This window comes from Salinibacterium hongtaonis, assembly GCF_003065485.1.
GTDB lineage: Bacteria > Actinomycetota > Actinomycetes > Actinomycetales > Microbacteriaceae > Homoserinimonas > Homoserinimonas hongtaonis.
The window spans coordinates 389,248-407,764 of the sequence record NZ_CP026951.1; the positions used below are offsets into that span (position 1 = coordinate 389,248).

Consider the following 18,517-nt stretch of genomic DNA (forward strand, 5'->3'; position numbering starts at 1 on the left):
ACGGCGAACAACGCCACAGAAGGTGAGCAGTGAAGGTAATCAGCTACAACCTGCGCAAAAACCGTGCCCTGAGCGAGATCAACGCGCTCGCAGAGGGTTTTGACGTCGATCTGTTGTGTTTGCAAGAGGCAGACACAAGCATCCTTCCCGCAGAAGCCGGCGGCTTGCATCTGGCCGACTCCACGCACCGCAATCGGCTCGGCCTCGCGGTTTACTACCGGCGCAACCGGTTCACGGCACTCGATACGCAGGCGTTCGAACTGAGAAAGTCGCTGCACGACCGCGTGCTCAAGCCCGCTCATGAGCGTCTGCTCGCCACCCGGCTCACCGATCTCAAGCACGGGCGCGACCTCATCGTGGCGTCGTTCCACGCCGCGCCATTGACGGCGCTCAACTCGCTGCGCCGCGAGCAGATCCGCACCGCCCACGAGCAGCTGCAGGAGATGGGCCCTGGCCTCCCCACCCTCATGGTGGGTGACTTCAACTACCCCGTGTTCAAGAACCACCTGAGCAAGCGCGTCGTGGCTAGCGGATACGACCTCACGCTCAGTGACACCCGCACCTACACGCGGTACAAATTTTTTCGGGGACACTTCGACCTCGCAACGTCGATGGGGCTCGACATCGACAGCGTCGAAACGCTGCCGCGCGGCACCTCCGATCACATGCCCATCCTGGTCACCGCGACCTATCGGGATGAGCAGCTGGCGAAGACGGCGTAGGGTCGAATAGGCGCCGCTAATGCGGTTCACAGATGCTGTGAGTCTCGTTGGCGGTACTGAGCGGGTCGCTCGGGCGCTTAACCTAGAAGATAGCGTCCGTTCACCCCGCGGACGCAGCGCGTACTCCGGCGCAGTAGGCACCCGGAGGCGCAGGCAACATGAAAGGCCCCCACCGCGTGAGCGAATGCCGACACGGACTCGACGAAATTCTTTGCGATATCTGCACCCCGCCCACACTGGCTGTGCCGGCTCGCTCGACCCGCACCGGTCGAGTTCCCGGCTCTAGCGTGCGGTCAGCTGACCTCATCGCTCAGTCAAAGCGCGTCGCTGCAGAAGCCAAAGCAGCCCGCACTGGCGCCACCGTGCGCTCCACCACCACCGGGCGCGTCAGCGGCACCCGCAGCCGTTCCGTTGCTCCCGCAGCAGTGGTTCGTTCGACCCTCAACCTCACCGAGCAGCGCGTGTTTCACATCACCCACGTCGACAACCTGCCCGGCATCATCGCGGCTGGCGCGTTGCTCGCCGACACTGCCGGGGCCAAGCCCGTCGTGGATATCTCGTCGGCAGACACCCGAGAGGTTCGTCGGGAGACCACCGTCGTCCACAGCGGAGAGGGCAACGACCCCGTCGTTGCCGACTACGTTCCGTTCTATGCCACACCAGACTCGCTGGCCTGGCTTGGTCTTCGTGTCGGCGCTGTTGACCCGCGTCTCTCCGCCGTCGCGCGCACCAGCTCTCCCACGGACTTCGTGGTGCTCGTGAGCACGGTCGGCACTCTTGACCGCGACAGCATCGTGGTCACGGATGCCGATGCCGGCGACTCAGGCGCAACCTTCTCTGAGAGCCCCGACGACGCCGAGCGCCGCCTCCGCCGCATGATCGAGCAGTCGATCGACGCGGCGAACTCAGAAGACCCCGTGCTCATTCACGACCTCACGGTGCGCTCTGCCGAGGTGCTCGTCCACGGCTCCGTGCCGTTCGAGTCGATCACGCTCATTGGCGTTGGCAACTCGCGAGCTCGCGACGCTGTGCGTGCAGCCCTTGACGGGGTCGCGCATGCACCCAAGGTCTCGGTCTATCCGCCCTGGTTCGCTAAGAACTAGAGGCTTGAAGAGATGCGGATGCGGCGGGCAGATTATCTGCCCGCCGCATCCGTCGTTAAGGCCTGTGGTTGCAGCCCCGGTTATTCCGTTGCGGGTCCCTGCTCGGCTAGCCCCATAACGTCGAGCATCCAGGCGAGCTCGAATGCCCTGCGCTGCCACGACTCGTATCTCCCACTGACACCCCCGTGTCCGGCGCCCATCTCGGTGCGCAGCAGCACGGGAGCACCCACCTCGCGCAGCCGGGCCGTCCACTTGGCAGGCTCAACGTAGAGAACTCTTGTGTCGTTGAAGCTCGTGACCGCGAGGATGCGCGGGTAGCGGGCATCCGTCGACACGTTTTCATAGGGCGAGTACGACTTCATGTAGGCATACACCTCCGCATTGCGGAGGGGATCGCCCCACTCGTCCCACTCGATCACCGTGAGGGGCAACGACGGGTCGAGGATGCTCGTGAGCGGGTCGACGAACGGCACGGCGGCGAGGATGCCAGCGAAGGCGTCTGGTGCCATGTTGGCCACGGCGCCCATGAGCAGGCCGCCGGCGCTTCCCCCCTCCGCGACCAGCCGATCAGCCGTGGTCACCCCGGTGTCGACCAGGTGGCGTGAACACGCCACGAAGTCGCTGAAGGTGTTGATCTTGGTGAGGGACTTGCCGTTCTCGTACCAGGCGCGGCCCAGTTCCCCGCCGCCGCGCACGTGCGCAACCGCGAACACCACGCCTCGGTCGAGCAGGCTAATGCGGGCGCTCGAGAAGCCGGGGTCGATGCTGTGCTCGTAGGAACCGTAGCCATAGAGCAGGGCGGGGGCTGGCGTCTGCACGTCGCGGCGGCTCACGATTGACAGGGGAACCCGCGTGCCGTCGGCGGCGGTCGCCCAGTCGCGGCGTTGAGTGTAGAGGCTCGGGTCGTAGCCCCCCAGAACGGGCTGCTGCTTGCGCAGGATGAGCGTTGCGGTCGCCACGTCGTAGTCAAAAACGCTCGAAGGGGTGACGAAGCTTGTGTAGCCGAGTCGCACGGTGGGCTGGTTCCACTCTGGGTTGCCTCGGGCGCCCGACGAAAAGAGATCCTCGTCGAACTCGATCTCCTGCCAGTCGAGAGCGCCGCCAGCGGCGTAGGCATCGAGGCGGGCTACCGAGAGGCGGGGCAGCGCCTCCCGGCGGTATTCGAGCACGAGGTGGGTGGCGAAGGCATCCACGCCTTCGAGGCGGATGCCGGGGCGGTGGGCCACGAGCGTGCGGCGAGGGCCCTGCGGGTCTGCGGCAGAAACATCCGCTAGCTCAAAGTCGAGGGCGCCGTCGTTGTGGAGCACCAGAAGCCTGTCTTCGCCGCCGATCACGGCGTGCTCGACGGAATACTCGACCCCCTCCCGCCGGGGCCATACGACCGAGAATTCCCCGGTGGGGTTGTCGGCGGAGAGCAGATGAACCTCGCTTGTGATCTTGGAGCCGAGAGCGATCTCCACGTACTTGCGGCTGCGCGTGAGCCCCGCGCCCACCCAATAGCGCTCGTCGGGCTCGGTGAACACTGCGACGTCGGCGGTCGACGGGGTGCCCACCTCGTGGCGCCACACGGTGTCGGGGCGCCACGCGTCGTCAACGGTTGTGTAAAACACGTAGCGGCCGGTTGCATCGAAGAAGGCGCCGGCGGCGGTGCCGGAGATCTCGTCGTCGAGCTGTGCCGAGTCTCCCGCAAGGCGTCGCAGCCGAAGCGTGTAACGCTCGTCACCCTCGGTATCGACGGCCCACAGCAGCAGGGTGCCGTCTCCCGAGACATCGAAGCTGCCGAGCGAGAAGAAATCGTGGCCCTCTGCCTCAATGTTGTCGTCAAGCAGAATCTGCTCGTTCAGCAGGGCGGAGCCGTCCTCGGGCAGGGCCGGAGGAGTCCAGTCGTCGGGGCCGAGCGCTGGTACCCGGCAGTGGATGCCGTATTGCTTGCCCTCCTCGGTGCGGCTGTAGTACCACCAGTCGCCCTCGCGAACGGGCACGCTCAGATCGGTCTCCTTGACCCGCCCCTTGATCTCCTCGAACAGGGTCTGTCGAAGGTCGGCGAGGTGCTCGGTTGCCGCATCCGTAAACGCGTTCTCGGCGTCCAGGTATGCGACGACCTCGGGGCTCTCCTTCTGCCGCAGCCACTCATACTGGTCGATCACGGTGTCGCCGTGATGGGTGCGCTCGGTGGGGTGTTTGGCCGCGGCGGGCGGAGTGTTGGTGCTCGAGTTCATGCTCCCACTATCCCACCGACGCCGGGGGAGGTTGCGAGAGGTACACAAGGAATACGGATGCTCGCCGCAGGGTTAGATAGAGGTGGCCAACGGCGTCCACCATCATTGTGAACCGTGTTGCAAGGAGCGCTCATGACCATTGCTACCCCCTCCCGTCGTGCCGAAACGAGCACACCGATCAGCGAGGTGATGGCCAACCGCTGGAGCCCCCGTTCGTTCGACCCCACCGTCGAGGTGTCGGAGTCGACCATCACTGCGGCACTGGAGGCAGCCCGCTGGGCACCCTCGGCGAGCAACACGCAGCCGTGGCGATTCATCGTCGCGCGCAGAGGCACCCCTGAGCACGCAATGATCGTGGAGAACCTCATGGGGTTCAACCAGGTGTGGGCCGAGACTGCTGCCGTTCTCATCGTCAACATTGCGGTCACCAAGACCGAGGACGGAACCTCGTTGCGCTGGGCCGAATACGACCTCGGTCAGGCGGTTTCTCACCTGTCACTGCAGGCGCACCGCGATGGGCTGCATGTGCACCAGATGGGCGGAATTCTCGCCGATGGCCTGAGCGCCGCTTTCGGGCTGAGCGACGAGCTGGAGCCGGTATCGGTCACCGCGCTGGGAGTGCTGGGCGCGCCCGAAAACCTGCCCGAGAAGCTCCGGCTTCGTGAGATCGCGCCGCGCGAGCGCAAGCCGCTCGACGAGTTGCTGATCGTCACCGCATAAGAAGGCACACTGCGGCGCCCGCGGAAGGGTAGCGGCAGTATCGCGGGGGTGTGCCCTAGCTGTTCGCTTCTGCGAGCAGGGGGCCGACCCCCGCGGTGACAGCCGCGACGATGCGGTCGCGCAGTGCATTGCCGCGCTGGGCAAATTCGCGCTGCCGCCGCACGTACTCCGCCTTGCCCTCCGGCGTTTCTATGGCCACGGGCTCGGCGCCCCAGGTGGTGGCGTCATAGGGCGAGGCGGCCATGTCGAGTTGGCGAATGTCCCGAGCCAGTTCATAGCAGTCGAGCAGCACGTCCCCCGGCACGAGCGGCCCCAGCTTGGTCGCCCACTTGTATACGTCCATGCCGGCGTGCAGGCATCCGGGCTGTTCGAGCTCCGGCTGGTTCTCTCTGCTGGGTGTGAGCGTGTTCAGCGGCGCAGCATCCGGCGTGAAGAATCGGAACGCGTCGAAGTGGCTGCAGCCGATGCGGTGCGATTCCACGACCTCGTCTGTTTGAGCCTGCGTCAGCCGCAGGGGCGTCGCATGACGATGCTCGCCCTGCCGGTACACCATTGCCCACTCATGCAGCCCGAAGCATCCGAACTGGCCCTGCCGGGCGCTCGTCGACGCCAGAAGCCCCGTGATGAACCGGATGCTTCTGCCGCGGGCCTCGACGAACGCCTCGGCATCCACCATGGTGTCGTTGGCGTCACGGCGATACCACCGCCAGTCGGCGCGCTCGTCCTCTGCGGAGTCCTCGAGTGCCACGCCAGCACCGGGATGCCAGCGGCGCAGATGCGAGGCCTTAAAGGGGTAGTAGGTGTGCACGAAGTCGTCGACCGGGTGTGATTCGCCGGTCAGTTGTCGCTCTCTCCAACCGCGCGTCAGTTCGTCGGCACGGGTCTGGTGCGCCTGCTCGCGCTCTCGCCAGTCGTGTCGCGGCAATCGCGCGGTTTCGGGCATGAGCTATCCCAGGCGCTGCTTGACGTCGGCGAGCGACGGGTTCGTTGCGGTTGACCCGTCGGGAAAGATCACGGTCGGCACGGTTTGGTTGCCTCCGTTGACGGCGGCGACGAGTTCGGCGGTCCCCTCGACCTGTTCGATGTTCACCTCGGTGTAGGGAATGCCTTCGCGGTCGAGCTGCCCCTTGAGGTTGCGGCAATAGCCGCACCAGGTGGTGCTGAACATGGTGATGCCCTCGGTGGGCACGAAGTCGCTTTTGGTCGGCATGGAACTCCTTTGGGTGCTCGAAGAACACAACGGTGCGCGGCGCCCGAGGATTCCCGGGGCCGAGTCGCTCTGGTGAATACGTTAGCTTCTGGGCCTGAGCCTGCCCGACGCGCTGTTGCCCGAGTGAGCCGCGCGCCGCATACTCGACCCATGCATAAGCGCGCCATCCTGCTGCGGGCGGTCAACGTCGGGGGCACCGCGAAGCTGCCGATGGCGGAGCTTCGCGACATCGCGGCCGAGTTGGGGGCGTCGCACATCGGCACTTACATTGCCTCCGGCAATCTCGTTGCCGTGGTTCCTGGCGAGCCCGGCCGCTTCGATCGCTTGCTTGAGCGTGAGATCGAACAACGCTACGGGTTCTTTCGCGAGGCGATCTCCCGGAGCCACTCGGATCTGAGGGAGGCGCTGGATGCCTATCCCTTCGAGGTCGTGGAGAAGCGGTTCTCGTACGTCGTTTTTCTCTCGGTCGAACCCACAGCGCAGGCAGTGGAGAGCGCGCGAGAGCTGCCCACGGGCGCCGATGTGTGGCAGGTGCGGGGCCGGGATCTCTATGTGCAGTACGCGAATGGCGCTGGCAAGGAACAGGTTTCGCTCGTGGCACTTCTACGGCGCCTCGGCGTAGCAGGCACGGGCCGCAACCTGGCCACGGTGAGCAAACTGCGTGACCTCACGCAGTAACCGCCGCCGACCCCCCTTCTGGTGTCGCGCATCCCGAGGCACATCTTGTTAGCCTTCGGACAAGCACCCGGATTGTGCACCACTCGGAGGAATCAATGGCTGATTCGATACTCAGCGGAACGCTGGCCGACAGGCCTGCCGCCTACGGCGTGATTCAAGAGTGCCTCACCCAACAATCGGCTGCGCCTCCTCGCGGAACGCTGGCGCGCATCGTCGGAAGCAACCCCCTGCACCCCGCTGCGGTCAGTTGGTATCAGGGCGCTACGGGGGAGCGGCTGGTGGGCCGCCTGCTTGCTGGGCTCGGGCCGGAGTGGAGCGTGCTGCACTCGGTTCCCGTGGGCTCCGGAATGAGCGATATCGGCCACGTCGTCATCGGCCCCGGGGGCGTTTTCACTCTCAACACCAAGCATCACAACGGTGCCAAGGTTTGGGTCTCACCCAAGCTCCTCATGGTCAACGGGCAGCGCGAGGACCACCTCGGCCATTCGCGGTATGAATCGCGGAGAGCATCCGCCCTCCTCAGCGCCGCGCTGGGGCGCAAGATCGAGGCGCGCGGTCTCGTGGTGCTGGTCGAGCCTATGTCGGTGGGTGGCCCGGGCTCTCCCGACGATGTGACCGTGCTGTGTGACCGTGATCTGGTCTCCTACTTCAACCGCAGGGTGCCGGTAATCGACGACTTCGACAGGCGCGAGATTCTGAGCGCCGCAGCCAATCCGCGCACATGGCACACGACGGCGGATGCCGTTGTCGACCCCGATGCTGTCGCCCGCTTCGAGGCACTCCGCGGCAGCGTGCTCTCCGCCGCCCGGCTGCGTTCGCTGGGGTCACTGGGCTTTGCTCTGGGGCTTGCCGCCGTTGTGCTGGCGGTGCTGACTCAGCTCGGCTGAGCGCGCCCGGCACTGGCGCATCCGGCACAGCGAGCGCAGGATGAGGGAATGACCGCGACGATTGCCGAACACCTGCGCCCACTGCTGACGAACGCCAACTTTGGGTCTCTCGCCACCGTGCGGCCCGACAACACAGCCCAGGTGAACCCGATGTGGTTTGAGCTGGTCGACAACACGATCTGCTTTACCCACACCACAAAGCGGGCAAAGTTTCGCAACCTGCAGAAGAACCCCTCGATGGCCCTCTGTGTGTGGGACCCGGCAAACCCGCTGGTGTACGTGGAGGTGAGGGGGCGCCTCATCGAGACGATTCCCGACCCGGAGGGCGACTTTTATGTTCGTCTGGGGCGTCGCTATGGAAACGCCGGGCAGCAGGCCCCGCCAGACCGGGCAGACCGGGTCGTGTTGGTCATGAGCATCGATCGAGTGATCGGCCGGTAGCCAGCTCACCCCGCCAGCGGGGTAGCGCCTCAGGGTCACCTGCCACAATGGCCTCACTATGCGAACTCTCCTAAACATCATCTGGCTCGTGCTGTCGGGGTTCTGGCTGTTTCTGGGCTACATGCTCGCGGCGCTCATCATGTGCATTCTGATCGTGACGATCCCGTGGGGGATCGCCGCGGCGCGCATCGGTATCTATGCGCTGTGGCCGTTCGGCAAGACCGTGGTCGACAAGCCGACCGCCGGTGTCGGGTCTGCGCTCGGCAACGTGGTGTGGGTCATCCTCGCCGGATGGTGGATCGCACTCGAGCACATCATCAGCGGCATCGCGCTGTGCGTCACGATCATCGGCATCCCGTTCGGCATTGCCAACTTCAAGATGGTGCCCGTCGCGCTTCTGCCCCTCGGCAAGGAGATCGTGGACATTCCCTAGCGGGTGCGCCCGGGAACGCGGCGCACGGCTGCCCCCGAACGAGCGCCAGAAACCGGGGCCAAGGCTGAGCCACTAGAATCGTGCGTATGAGTAGCACCCAGGAGCGGGGCCTGGGTGACAGGTCCACAAGCGCAACCCTCGACGATCTCGCTTTGGTGTTGGCTGCCATGCCCGACCCGGTTGTCGTGGTCGATGACACGGGCATGATCATCCTCGTCAACGATCGCGTTGGTGCCATGCTCGGCTACGAAGAGGGCGAGCTCGCGGGCAACCCCATCGAGACGCTCATCCCCACACCGCTGCGACGCGGCCACGTAAAGCTCCGCGACAATTACGACGGCACCGACCGTGCAGCAACAATGTCGTCGCGCAGCAACATCTTCGCTCAGCGCAAAGATGGCACCGCTGTGCCCGTAGAAATCAGCATCGGCGGGGTCAAGCTGGCATCGGGCTCTCGCATCACCGTGGCCACGGTTCGCGACATCACGGAGAAGCGCCGAGCCCACGAGCGCCTGGCCTACCTTGCGCTCCACGATCCGCTCACGGGGCTGGCCAACCGTGCTCACCTTATGGAGACCGCGCCCGGCGTTCTCTCGGCGATGCGCACGAACGCCCAGCATGTCGGTGTGCTCATGCTCGACCTCGACCATTTCAAACAGGTCAACGACTCGCTCGGGCATGCCGCGGGCGATCAGCTGCTCATCGAGATCGCCCAGCGCATCAAAACCATGGTGCGCGGAATCGACCTTGTCGTGCGCATGGGCGGCGACGAGTTTCTCGTGCTCATGCCCCGCACGTCTCCCGAGCACATCGAGGAGGTCGGGCGCCAGCTCGTGGCGGTGCTCTCCGACCCCATCGAACTCGACGAGGCCCCGCATCCCGTGACGGTCGGAGTCAGCGTCGGCGCTGTCGCGACAGACGACCCCGACTCCGATATCGACGCGTTGCTCGTCAGCGGTGACCTCGCCATGTATCGGGCCAAGGGCACCGGTCGAAACCGCGTGAGCGTGTTCGATGAACAACTGCGCACCGTGATGATGAGCCGGTTCGCCATCGAGGGCCGCCTGCGCCGAGCGCTGGACGACGACGGCGATGTAGCCGCTGGTCTCGCGGTGAATTACCAGCCCCTCGTTGACCTCGATACTGGTGTGATCATTGGGTTCGAGGCTCTCGTTCGCCTCGCCGACGGGGAGTCTCCGGTCGGCCCAGACCTCTTCATCCCCATCGCAGAAGAGGCGGGCATCGTGGACCGCATCGACCTCTTCGTGCTGGGGCAGGCACTCCGCCAAACTGCGTTGTGGGCGGAGGCCGGGCATCCGCTAGAAATAGTCTCGGTTAACCTCAGTGCGTCCACGATCATGAGCCCAGAGCTTCTCGTGGAACTCGACGGCGCTGCCCAGGCCCTCGGTTCGGCAGAACTCCACCTGGAGCTGACCGAGCGGATGATCATTCAGGGCACGCCCCCGGTCAAGGAGCGTTTGGGGCTGCTGCGCACCAACGCCCGCTTGGGTCTCGATGACTTTGGCACGGGCAACAGCGGCTATGCCTACCTCATGGACTTTCCGATCGACTTCATCAAGCTCGATCGCACGTTCGTGGGGGTTATGGAAGAGGATGCGGTCGCGCGCGCGATCGTGAGCTCGATGGTCGACTTCGCCGAAGGCCTGGGGCTCGGCATCATCGCAGAAGGTGTCGAGACCATCGGCCAGGTCGACCTCCTGCGCTCGGAAGGCTGCCGCATCGGCCAGGGCTTCTACTATGGCCGCCCCTTGAGTGCCAAGGAGTTCGGCGAGGTGCTCGCACGCCAGAGCACCGGGGTCGAGGCTAAAGCCGCCAAGCCAGCCAGCACCGCAGCGGCCGCCAAGGCTGCCAAGTAGCTCCTCGCACCTTTACATCGGGCGCTGCCGGGCGTTGACTGGGGAGCACGACGTACCCTTCGGCGAGGAGGCATTATGGCTGACGACCAGCTTCGTGATGGCGACATCGAAACGCTCGATAAGCGCGGCCAGTGGGTGAACCGAGTCATTGGACACGAAGAGATTTCCGAGAGCTTCTCAAGCCGCGAGGAGGCCATCGAGGAGGGGCAGAAGCTTGCCGCCCAGCTCGGGAGCCATCACATCGTGCGGCCCGCCGAACCGGAGGGTGTGATCACCGATCCGGTCGAGGAGGCCTGAGATGGCATCGCTGCGACCGTGCCTCTGGTTCGACAATCAGGCAGAAGAGGCCGCCGAGTTCTATACCCGGCTGTTCCCCAACTCGCGGATAACGCGGGTCGTGCGCTATCGCGCCGGCTCAGCCAAGGCCGAAGGCAGCGTGCTCGGGGTCGACTTCGAACTCGACGGTGCTCCGTTCCAGGCACTCAACGGCGGCCCCGCCTTTGCCTTCACCGAGGCGATCTCCTTCGTTGTCGAGCTCGACAGCCAGGCCGAGATCGACAGGGTGTGGGATGCGATGCTCGACAGCGGCGGAGTCGCCAGCCAGTGCGGGTGGATCAAAGACCGCTACGGCCTCTCGTGGCAGATCGTGCCCAGGTCCCTCGGGCAGATGCTCGCGAGCGACGACAGGGCCGCCGCTCAGCGAGCAACGGAGGCGATGCTCGGCATGGTGCGCCTCGATATGGCACTTCTCGCAATCGCGTTTGCCGGCGACCCCAAGCACCTGGAGTCGGGCACGGCCTAGCGCGGCAACGGCCACGCGTCGCCGGTGCGGCCCCCTATTTGCGGTGCTGCGCGATGTGCTCGACGTTGCTTTCGACGAGAGCGGCAGCTTCTTCGCTGCCCGCTGCCCCGCGGAGCCCTTCGCCCGTGGGATCTGCCGCCGAGGCATCCGCCACCTCGGTTCCCCCGATCGGACGATCCTGCCACCGGGTGAGAACCCAACCCTCGGCGAAGGAGCCTTCCATGACCACGATGCCCGTGTTGTCCAGGGCGTTCTCGGCCGCGAATTTGGGGCCGACATTGGTGGCGTTACGCGCCACCCACACGCGGATTGCGCCTCCGTGGCTTACGAGGGCCGCCGTGCGGGCATCCGTCTGCAGGATGCTTTCGATATCGCTGTCGAAGCGGCCGAAGAAGTCGTGGCCGTCTGGGCCGCCGGGCATGCGAGCGTCGAGATCCCCGATGCCCCAGGCGAAGGTGGTTTTGAGGTAGGTCACCACGGAGTCGCGGTCGCTACGGCCCTCGAGTTCGCCCGCCTCGATCTCGTGCAGGCCCGGCAAGACGGCTACGTCGAGCCCGCGCTCGGCGGCGAGCGGGTTTGCGGTGAGCTGGGTGCGCACCAGGGTTGAGGCGAAGAGGGCGTCGACGGGCGTATCCGCCAGGGACTCGGGGATGCGTGCGGCCTGTTCGTGGCCCAGCTCGGTGAGGCCTGGTCCGGGGCGTGCGGTGTCGAGAACTCCGTGCACATTGGAGGGAGTCTGGCCGTGGCGAATGAGCATGAGACGCATGGGCTCAGCCTACCCAGGGGGCGCGAGACGGCACCCATACCGCTGTCAGGTCTGGCTGGGATGGTGGTGGGCGAGGGCGCGCTAGAACCAGTGGTGCTTGCTGAGGGTTCCGTCGGCATCGAGCATGCGCCACACGGTCGGGGTGAGGTCGGGATGCTCCAGCGCGATCTGCCTCATCACCCGATACTCGCGGGTGGGGGAGGGGCGCTGGCCGTCGTTCGCATTGATCGCATCCGCTCGCAGCAGGTACACGACAAGCTCGTCGATGCTCGGCAGCTCCTCCATGAACTGCCACGGATCCTCGCCGCCGATCAGGCGCTCCTCGATGATCGTGTCGCGCTCTTGGTGAGCCTCTGCTCGCAGCAGCTCCAGGCTCACGCGACCCCGCGGCATCCGCTCTGGGCGTGCATGACCCGCGTGCTGATGCTCGGGTCTTTCGCTCATCCGTTAAGGGTACGCGCACTGGCTGGGGCCAATCGCTCCCTTGCACAGGATCGGCTCGCGCTCTCTCGGCTCGCGCTCTCGGCTCGCGCTCCCTCGGCTCGCGCTCCCGTGAGTGGTCACTTTCTGCACCAAAACCTGCGTTGTGGTGCAGAAAGTGACCACTCGCAGGCGAGCAGCGGCCGAACGGAGGAATAGATGTGGGGCGCCGAGCGCTGCATCCCCTGTGAAGCGCATCGGATTTCTCTCGTTTGGCCACTATCAGGATGTTCCGGGGTCCAAGGTGCTCACGGCATCCGATGCCCTCAAACAGACCATCGAGCTCGCGGTCGCGGCAGAAGAACTCGGCGTCGACGGCGCCTACGTGCGAGTGCACCATTTTGCCCCGCAGCTGGCATCACCGTTCCCGCTGCTCGCGGCGATGGGCGCGCGAACCAGCCGCATCGAGCTCGGCACCGGCGTGATCGACATGCGCTACGAGAACCCGCTTTACATGGCCGAGGATGCTGCCGCGGCGGACCTCATCAGCGACGGCCGGCTGCAGCTCGGCCTGAGCCGTGGGTCACCCGAGACGGCGCTGCAGGGCTACCGCTCGTTCGGCTACCGCGCGCCAGAGGGGCAGACGGATGCGGATGTTGCCCGCGAGAAGACCGCCATCTTTCGGGCCGCAATCGACCAGGCCGGTGTGGCCCACGCCGATCCCGCGATGACGGGCGGACAGACGGGACTGCTGGCGATCGAGCCGCAGTCGCCTGGCCTTTCGCGCCGCATCTGGTGGGGTTCCGGGTCGCGCGCGACCGCACGCTGGACGGCCGAGCAGGGCATGAACCTCATGAGCTCGACCCTGCTCGTTGAAGACACCGGGGTGCCGTTCGATGAGCTGCAGGCCGAGCAGATTCAGATCTTCCGCGACGCCTGGGTTGAGGCCGGTCACGACTTCGAGCCCAGGGTCTCGGTGAGCCGCAGCATCATCCCGCTCGTCACGGACGAGGACCGCCACTTCTTTGGGCTGCGCGCCCAGGCCGACAGCAAAGACCAGGTCGGCAGGCTCGAGGGAACGATGGCGCGCTTCGGCCGCTCGTTTATCGGCGAGCCCGACGTGATTGCCGAGCAGCTGGCGGCGGATGCTGCGGTGCAGGCGGCAGACACCGTGCTGGTCACGGTGCCCAACCAGTTGGGTGTCGACTTCAACGCGAGCCTGCTCGAGTCGATCGTGAAGTATGTGGCCCCCGCGCTCGGGTGGAAGCCGAACGTAGAGGGCCAGGTCGAGGGTCACGCGATCAATTGACAGGGTTGGGGATCATCGCAAAGCTATGGACCCATGACCGAGTTTTTGATACGCGCCCCACATCTCGACGAGGTGCAAGAACTCGCGGATCTGCATTTGCTGACCTGGAAAGAGACCTACGGGAGCGTGTTCCCTCCCTCAGCCTGGGGTGAAGAGGCGCGCGAGCAACGGCTTGCAATGTGGGGCGCCATCTGCTCACGGCCTCGCCCCGCTGATCGGTTTGCCGTCGCTGAGCGCGATGGTAAGCTCATCGGCTTCGCCGGCTCTGGGGCGAGCACGGACGATCCACCAGTACGCGAACGAGACCTCTTCTTCATCTACGTTCTTGCGACCGAACAAGGATCCGGGGTTGGCCAGGCGCTTCTAGACGCGGTCGTGAGCGATGGGCCAGCAAGCCTCTGGGTACTGGAAGCTAACCCTCGGGCACGAGCCTTCTATGAGCGCAATGGCTTTGTCTTGGAGGGTGCACGCCAAGCCACTGGGTTCGACACTGGCGGCGAAGAAGTGCGGATGGTTCGCTAGCGAGACAACTTCGTTTCTGTAGAAGTGGTTGTTGCCTGTCCGCCTCTACCTGTTCAGCGAGCGACGGGCGCAGTTCCGAGCTGGATGAGCTGCGGTGCGGGTGCGCAACAGGAGCCTGCGCGGTCGCCGTCCTCCGGGGCGTCGAACACTCCGGATCCACCGCACACGCCCGTGTCTGGGAGCGAAAGCTCAACCCGAGCTGCCGCCTCCCTGTCTCCAGCAAGTTCCGCGACAACGCTGCGGACCTGCTCGAAGCCGGTGAGGGCGAGGAAGGTTGGCGCTCGTCCGTAAGACTTGGCCCCCACGATGTAGAAGCCGTGCTCGGGGTGAGCAAGGTCCGCCGCTCCCGTTGCCCTGACTGAGCCGCAGGAGTGGAGGTTCGGGTCAACCTCGGCGGCGATGCTGGCCGGCGCCTGGAGCCTCACGTCGAGATCGAGACGTACCTCTGAAAGGAAGGACAGATCCGGGCGGAAACCGGTGAGCACGAACACTTTGTCGGCGGCGGGGAGCTGGCGCCCGTCCTCGGAGATGACGACAGTTCGCCCATCCTCGATGCTCACCCGCTCAGCGCGGAACCCGGTGTGAAGATCAACCACTCCGCTTTCGACGGCTTCTTTTGCTCGCTGGCCGAGCAGGCCACGTTCCGGCAGCTCATCAGCGGTGCCTCCCCCGAAGGTGTTGCCGACAGCGCCGCGCCGAAGAACCCAGGAGATCCTGGTGCCCGGCTCCCGCTGAGCGATTCGGACGAGCGTGTTCACCGCTGTGGAAGCCGAGTGGCCGCTCCCGATTACGACCACATGCTTGCCCGCGAACTCGGCTGCATCCTGCATGCTGGGAATTCGATAGTCCACCAGGCCCGCTTCGTGTGCCTTCTTCTCCCCGACTGCGGCAAGCCCATCCGCACCCGCCGGGCTTGGGTTTCGCCAGGTGCCGGAGGCGTCGATCACAGCCGATACCTCGATGCGCTCTTCCTCGTCGTCTGCTCGCTGTACATGAACCACGAACGGCTGATCGGCACGGCCGCCATCGACCGAGAGATCGCGACCCTTGCGCCCAATCCCGACCACGCGAGCGCCGTAGCGGACTCGGTCTCCGAGCTGATCCGCAAGAGGAGCGAGGTACTCATCGATCCACTGCGCTCCCGTCGGATAGCCCCTGGTCGGTGCAGTCCAGCCGGTCGGCTCCAGGAGTCTGCAGGCTGCCGCATCCGTCAACTCGGGCCAGGGTGAGAAGAGCCGCACATGGCTCCACTCGGCAACCGCGGACGCTGCGCTTGGCCCGGCCTCGAGCACAAGGGGATTCAGGCCCCGCTCCAGTAGGTGGGCGGCTGCGGCCAGACCTTGAGGGCCAGCGCCGATGACGGCTACGGGATGCATCCCAACCTCCATAGATTGATGATCTTCGATGTGACCAAGCCTGACCGATACATCGACAGATGTCAATATGTGGGGCATCATGGATCCATGACGTCACTTCCCGTTATTAGTGGGCCCACCGGTGCTGAGGCATCGTGTTGCAGCCCGGCGAGCGAGGGCGCGATCGATGACGGCACTGCGCAGGATCTCGCCAAGGTGTTCAAGGCGCTCGGCGATCCCTCGCGGGTCAAGCTGCTCTCCCTCATCGCCGGGAGCGCGGAAGGCGAGCTGTGTGCCTGCGATCTCACCGAGCCTGTCGGCCTCTCTCAGCCCACCGTCTCCCACCACCTGAAGCTTCTTGTTGAGGCGGGGCTCGTGAGTCGGGAACAGCGTGGACGCTGGGCGTACTACCGGTCCACCACGGGAGTCCTCGTCGAAGCCACAAGGAACCTCACGGCCTAATCGCAGTTGCGCCCGGCCGCCCCAGCAGTGCGGGTGGGGTGCTAGTCGCTACCCCACCCGCATCGCTCGGACTACTCGTCCGCGGTCAGTGCCCGACGCGCTGCGCGCATCCTGGCCATCGCCAGCACCAGGAGTCCCATCAGGAGCACGGCGCTGCCTCCAGCGAGAAGAGCCAGCAGGGCCTCTCCGCCGCCGGTCATGGCCAGCACACCGCCGCCCATGAACGGAATGTTCATTACGGTGTTGGTCAGCCTCGCCTGCGCTTCGGCTCCCGGCTCAATCGTTACCGTGACCGATGTCTGAGCAATGACGCTCACGGTGCTATTTGCCCCGGATGCGGTTTCTGTCACGGTGCATTCGGTGCCAGCGGGCAGGTCACTGAACGTCTGAGCGTAGTCACCGGCCGTCGCCCCTGCGGGAATGTCGAACGTGTCGCTCAGGCCGTTGTCGCACTCGATGGAAAGCGAAATCGCCGACTGCAGTCCGGCTCCCGGCCCGGTGATCGCCTTGACCACGGTCAGTGCGCCTGGGCGGAACGTCACGGTGTTGATCAGCTCCGCATCAACGGTCTCGGCCGGCTCGATCGTCACGGTGACGGGGTCGCCTACAACGACCTCGACGACAGTGTTGGCTCCGGATTCGAGCTCCGTGATGAGGCATTCCGCGCCAGCGGGGATGTCTTCATACAGCTGGGTGTAGTCACCGGCTGCCGACCCGGCGGGGATCACCAGGGTCTCGTCCAGCCCGCTGTCGCAGACGATGCTCACCGTGACCTGTGACTGCGAACCTGCTCCGGCACCGCTAATAACCTTGGTGAGGTTCAGCGCTCCCGGCCGGAACTCGACGGTGTTGGTCACCCGCGCTTCGACGGGCGCGCCCGGGAGGATGGTCACGGTGATCGGGGCATCCGTCGTCACCTCGACGATGGTGTTCGACCCGGTGGCCAGCTCGGCCACCGTGCACACATCACCGGCGGGCAAGCCAGCATAGGTCTGGGTGTAGTCACCGGCCGCAGAGCCCGCAGGGACAACGAACGTGTCCTCAAGGCCGCTCACGCAGCTGACGGTGACCGAGATCTCGTCCTGGGATCCCGCTCCGCCTCCCGCAATTGCCTTGACGAGGTTCAGCGATCCGGGTGCGAACTCGACGGTGTTGGTTACCGTCACAGCGGCACCTTCGTCCGCCATGACGACAGACTGCGGCGCATCCGTTGTGACAAGGACTTGGGCGGTCGCCCCCGTCGTCGGCTCGGTCACGGTGCACGTATTACCAGCGGGGATGCCGGCGAATGTTGAGATATCCGTCGTGGTGGCGTTCGCGGGGATATCGGCGGTGAAGGTGTAACCCTCACCACAATCGATCGCGAGCTGGATGGCCCCCTGCTGGCCAACGGCTCCGCCCGTGAATTCCTTGTTGACGGTGAGTTCACCGACGGCGAAGAACTCGATCGCAGCCGTCGCGACCGCCTCAAGCTCTGCCGTATCGGCGAGGATCAGCCGCTGAGCATCCGTTTGCGATGGAGTGTTGCCGTCATAGAGATAGACATTGCCGCGTTGAACCGTGACCGCGGCTCTCGCATTCAGCACAGTCTCCACCCCTGTCGCTCCTGGCCCGGTTATCCAGATCTGAGTGCCGGGGGCAACGTCGCTGGGATTGGCAAGCGGAGTCGTCGCGGCGGCATCCGTGTACATCGTGTACCCGGTCGGCACGCTTACGGTTGCGGTGGTGGCGCCGGTGGCCGTGACGGTAAAGGGGCCAGCTGCGGTTCCCTCAGCTGCTGTTGCGGTTGCGGGGGTTATTGCCACGTCGGGCGCGGGTGGTTCCACAACGGGTCCGTTGGCCTGGGCGGCCGCGATGATTGCAGCGGTCGCTGCGCGCACCTGGCCCTGGGGGCCTGGGCCGGGGGGGGCGAGAACAAACCCGTCCGTGAAGTACCAGATTGCCGCTTGAACCGCTGCGGCCTGTTGGCTCGGTGAGAGCCCTGCGGGAGCGGCCACGGTCGGGTAGTAGTTGTTCAGTATGTAGGTGACGTACCCGATGTTGGGCACATTCGATTCTTCCCACGTGCCCGATTCGTAGCCGATGCCCACCGATGTGGGAACGCGCAAGTTGATGCAGTACATCTCGGCGGTGAGATCAGGATCCGCTACCGAGGCGGTATCGATCACTCCTGCAAACGTCGTCTGCGAGATGTAGCCGGGCGGGGGTGCCGCTGGATAGGGCGCTTGAGGGTCTTGCACGATTACCGTCGGCGGTGCAGAACCGGTGATTGTCTGCCCCGCCCCGGTGCCAGTAATCACAATCTCCGTGTTGGCACCTCTCAATGCGCCGTTTGACGGGATCTCGTCGGGGAGCCGCGCCGCAGCGGGCGTCAGTGACATCAGGACAAGCGCGGCCGAGGCGAGTGCTGCCGACACGGCGAGCAGGCTCTTTCGTGCCCAGCGGGGGCGAAAACGGGCAACGGACACGGGGGTGGCGTTCATTGTCGACCTTCCAATTACGGCGAGTAGTGGCTGCTCGTTTCGACTCACACGAGGTGGGGCAGACCATACCCCCGTAACGTGTGACCGCACATGGGGGTTTCATTAAAG

At 65.3% G+C, this 18,517-nt stretch carries 20 protein-coding genes; 13 read left to right on the forward strand and 7 right to left on the reverse strand.

Annotated features, from left to right (window positions below):
- Positions 1–29 precede the first annotated feature (29 nt).
- Positions 30–722, forward strand: coding sequence for an endonuclease/exonuclease/phosphatase family protein (locus C2138_RS01995; RefSeq protein WP_108515123.1), 693 nt, complete (start codon positions 30–32; stop codon positions 720–722).
- Positions 723–1,009: 287 nt separating this feature from the next.
- Positions 1,010–1,825 (forward strand): DUF4433 domain-containing protein, encoded by an 816-nt coding sequence (locus tag C2138_RS02000; protein WP_158268836.1) that lies wholly within the window; start codon positions 1,010–1,012, stop codon positions 1,823–1,825.
- 80 nt (positions 1,826–1,905) lie between these two features.
- Here C2138_RS02000 and C2138_RS02005 read toward each other — a convergent pair whose 3' ends face one another.
- The gene (locus C2138_RS02005) at positions 1,906–4,044 is read right to left on the reverse strand and encodes a S9 family peptidase (protein WP_108515126.1); all 2,139 of its coding nucleotides are present in this window, start codon (positions 4,042–4,044) and stop codon (positions 1,906–1,908) included.
- Positions 4,045–4,176: 132 nt separating this feature from the next.
- Here C2138_RS02005 and C2138_RS02010 point away from each other — a divergent pair, with 132 nt between their 5' ends.
- Complete coding sequence (locus C2138_RS02010; protein WP_108515128.1) at positions 4,177–4,764, forward strand: nitroreductase family protein; 588 nt, start codon at positions 4,177–4,179, stop codon at positions 4,762–4,764.
- Positions 4,765–4,819: 55 nt separating this feature from the next.
- Here the strand turns inward: C2138_RS02010 and C2138_RS02015 are convergent, their stop codons facing one another.
- A complete protein-coding gene (locus C2138_RS02015) occupies positions 4,820–5,707 on the reverse strand; it encodes a 3-methyladenine DNA glycosylase (RefSeq protein ID WP_108515130.1) in 888 nt (295 codons plus the stop codon).
- Positions 5,708–5,710: 3 nt separating this feature from the next.
- Positions 5,711–5,974, reverse strand: a complete 264-nt coding sequence (locus C2138_RS02020) for a mycoredoxin (RefSeq protein ID WP_108515131.1) — start codon at positions 5,972–5,974, stop codon at positions 5,711–5,713.
- Positions 5,975–6,124: 150 nt separating this feature from the next.
- Between C2138_RS02020 and C2138_RS02025 the strand changes: the two genes are divergently transcribed.
- The 7 genes from C2138_RS02025 (at position 6,125) to C2138_RS02055 (ending at position 11,092) form a co-directional block, all read left to right on the forward strand.
- Positions 6,125–6,652, forward strand: coding sequence for a DUF1697 domain-containing protein (locus C2138_RS02025; RefSeq protein ID WP_108515133.1), 528 nt, complete (start codon positions 6,125–6,127; stop codon positions 6,650–6,652).
- 95 nt (positions 6,653–6,747) lie between these two features.
- Positions 6,748–7,539: a nuclease-related domain-containing protein gene (locus C2138_RS02030; RefSeq protein ID WP_108515134.1), complete on the forward strand. Its 792-nt coding sequence runs from the start codon at positions 6,748–6,750 to the stop codon at positions 7,537–7,539.
- Between the two features lie 48 nt (positions 7,540–7,587).
- Positions 7,588–7,980, forward strand: coding sequence for a PPOX class F420-dependent oxidoreductase (locus C2138_RS02035; protein ID WP_108515136.1), 393 nt, complete (start codon positions 7,588–7,590; stop codon positions 7,978–7,980).
- A gap of 58 nt (positions 7,981–8,038) precedes the next feature.
- Positions 8,039–8,413, forward strand: a complete 375-nt coding sequence (locus C2138_RS02040; protein ID WP_108515138.1) for a YccF domain-containing protein — start codon at positions 8,039–8,041, stop codon at positions 8,411–8,413.
- A gap of 86 nt (positions 8,414–8,499) precedes the next feature.
- Positions 8,500–10,290 carry a putative bifunctional diguanylate cyclase/phosphodiesterase gene (locus tag C2138_RS02045; protein ID WP_108515139.1) on the forward strand — a complete coding sequence of 597 codons (1,791 nt, stop codon included), beginning with the start codon at positions 8,500–8,502 and terminating at the stop codon, positions 10,288–10,290.
- Positions 10,291–10,365: 75 nt separating this feature from the next.
- Entirely contained in the window at positions 10,366–10,587 is a 222-nt protein-coding gene (locus C2138_RS02050) for a DUF2188 domain-containing protein (RefSeq protein WP_108515141.1), read from the forward strand.
- 1 nt (position 10,588) lies between these two features.
- Positions 10,589–11,092 (forward strand): VOC family protein, encoded by a 504-nt coding sequence (locus C2138_RS02055; protein WP_108515143.1) that lies wholly within the window; start codon positions 10,589–10,591, stop codon positions 11,090–11,092.
- A gap of 34 nt (positions 11,093–11,126) precedes the next feature.
- Here C2138_RS02055 and C2138_RS02060 read toward each other — a convergent pair whose 3' ends face one another.
- Positions 11,127–11,858, reverse strand: a complete 732-nt coding sequence (locus C2138_RS02060) for a histidine phosphatase family protein (protein ID WP_108515145.1) — start codon at positions 11,856–11,858, stop codon at positions 11,127–11,129.
- 81 nt (positions 11,859–11,939) lie between these two features.
- The gene (locus C2138_RS02065) at positions 11,940–12,302 is read right to left on the reverse strand and encodes a tryptophan synthase subunit alpha (protein ID WP_332895114.1); all 363 of its coding nucleotides are present in this window, start codon (positions 12,300–12,302) and stop codon (positions 11,940–11,942) included.
- Positions 12,303–12,525: 223 nt separating this feature from the next.
- On the opposite strand from C2138_RS02065, the gene C2138_RS02070 reads away from it, so the two are divergent.
- Together C2138_RS02070 and C2138_RS02075 are read left to right on the forward strand one after the other, a co-directional pair.
- Positions 12,526–13,587 (forward strand): LLM class flavin-dependent oxidoreductase, encoded by a 1,062-nt coding sequence (locus C2138_RS02070; RefSeq protein ID WP_108515149.1) that lies wholly within the window; start codon positions 12,526–12,528, stop codon positions 13,585–13,587.
- A gap of 33 nt (positions 13,588–13,620) precedes the next feature.
- Positions 13,621–14,109 carry a GNAT family N-acetyltransferase gene (locus C2138_RS02075; RefSeq protein ID WP_108515150.1) on the forward strand — a complete coding sequence of 163 codons (489 nt, stop codon included), beginning with the start codon at positions 13,621–13,623 and terminating at the stop codon, positions 14,107–14,109.
- 53 nt (positions 14,110–14,162) lie between these two features.
- Here C2138_RS02075 and C2138_RS02080 read toward each other — a convergent pair whose 3' ends face one another.
- Positions 14,163–15,485 carry an NAD(P)-binding domain-containing protein gene (locus tag C2138_RS02080; protein ID WP_422395403.1) on the reverse strand — a complete coding sequence of 441 codons (1,323 nt, stop codon included), beginning with the start codon at positions 15,483–15,485 and terminating at the stop codon, positions 14,163–14,165.
- A gap of 87 nt (positions 15,486–15,572) precedes the next feature.
- Between C2138_RS02080 and C2138_RS02085 the strand changes: the two genes are divergently transcribed.
- The gene (locus C2138_RS02085; RefSeq protein WP_108515153.1) at positions 15,573–15,926 is read left to right on the forward strand and encodes an ArsR/SmtB family transcription factor; all 354 of its coding nucleotides are present in this window, start codon (positions 15,573–15,575) and stop codon (positions 15,924–15,926) included.
- 71 nt (positions 15,927–15,997) lie between these two features.
- Here C2138_RS02085 and C2138_RS02090 read toward each other — a convergent pair whose 3' ends face one another.
- A complete protein-coding gene (locus C2138_RS02090; protein WP_108515155.1) occupies positions 15,998–18,409 on the reverse strand; it encodes a thioester domain-containing protein in 2,412 nt (803 codons plus the stop codon).
- Between the last annotated feature and the right edge of the window lie 108 nt (positions 18,410–18,517).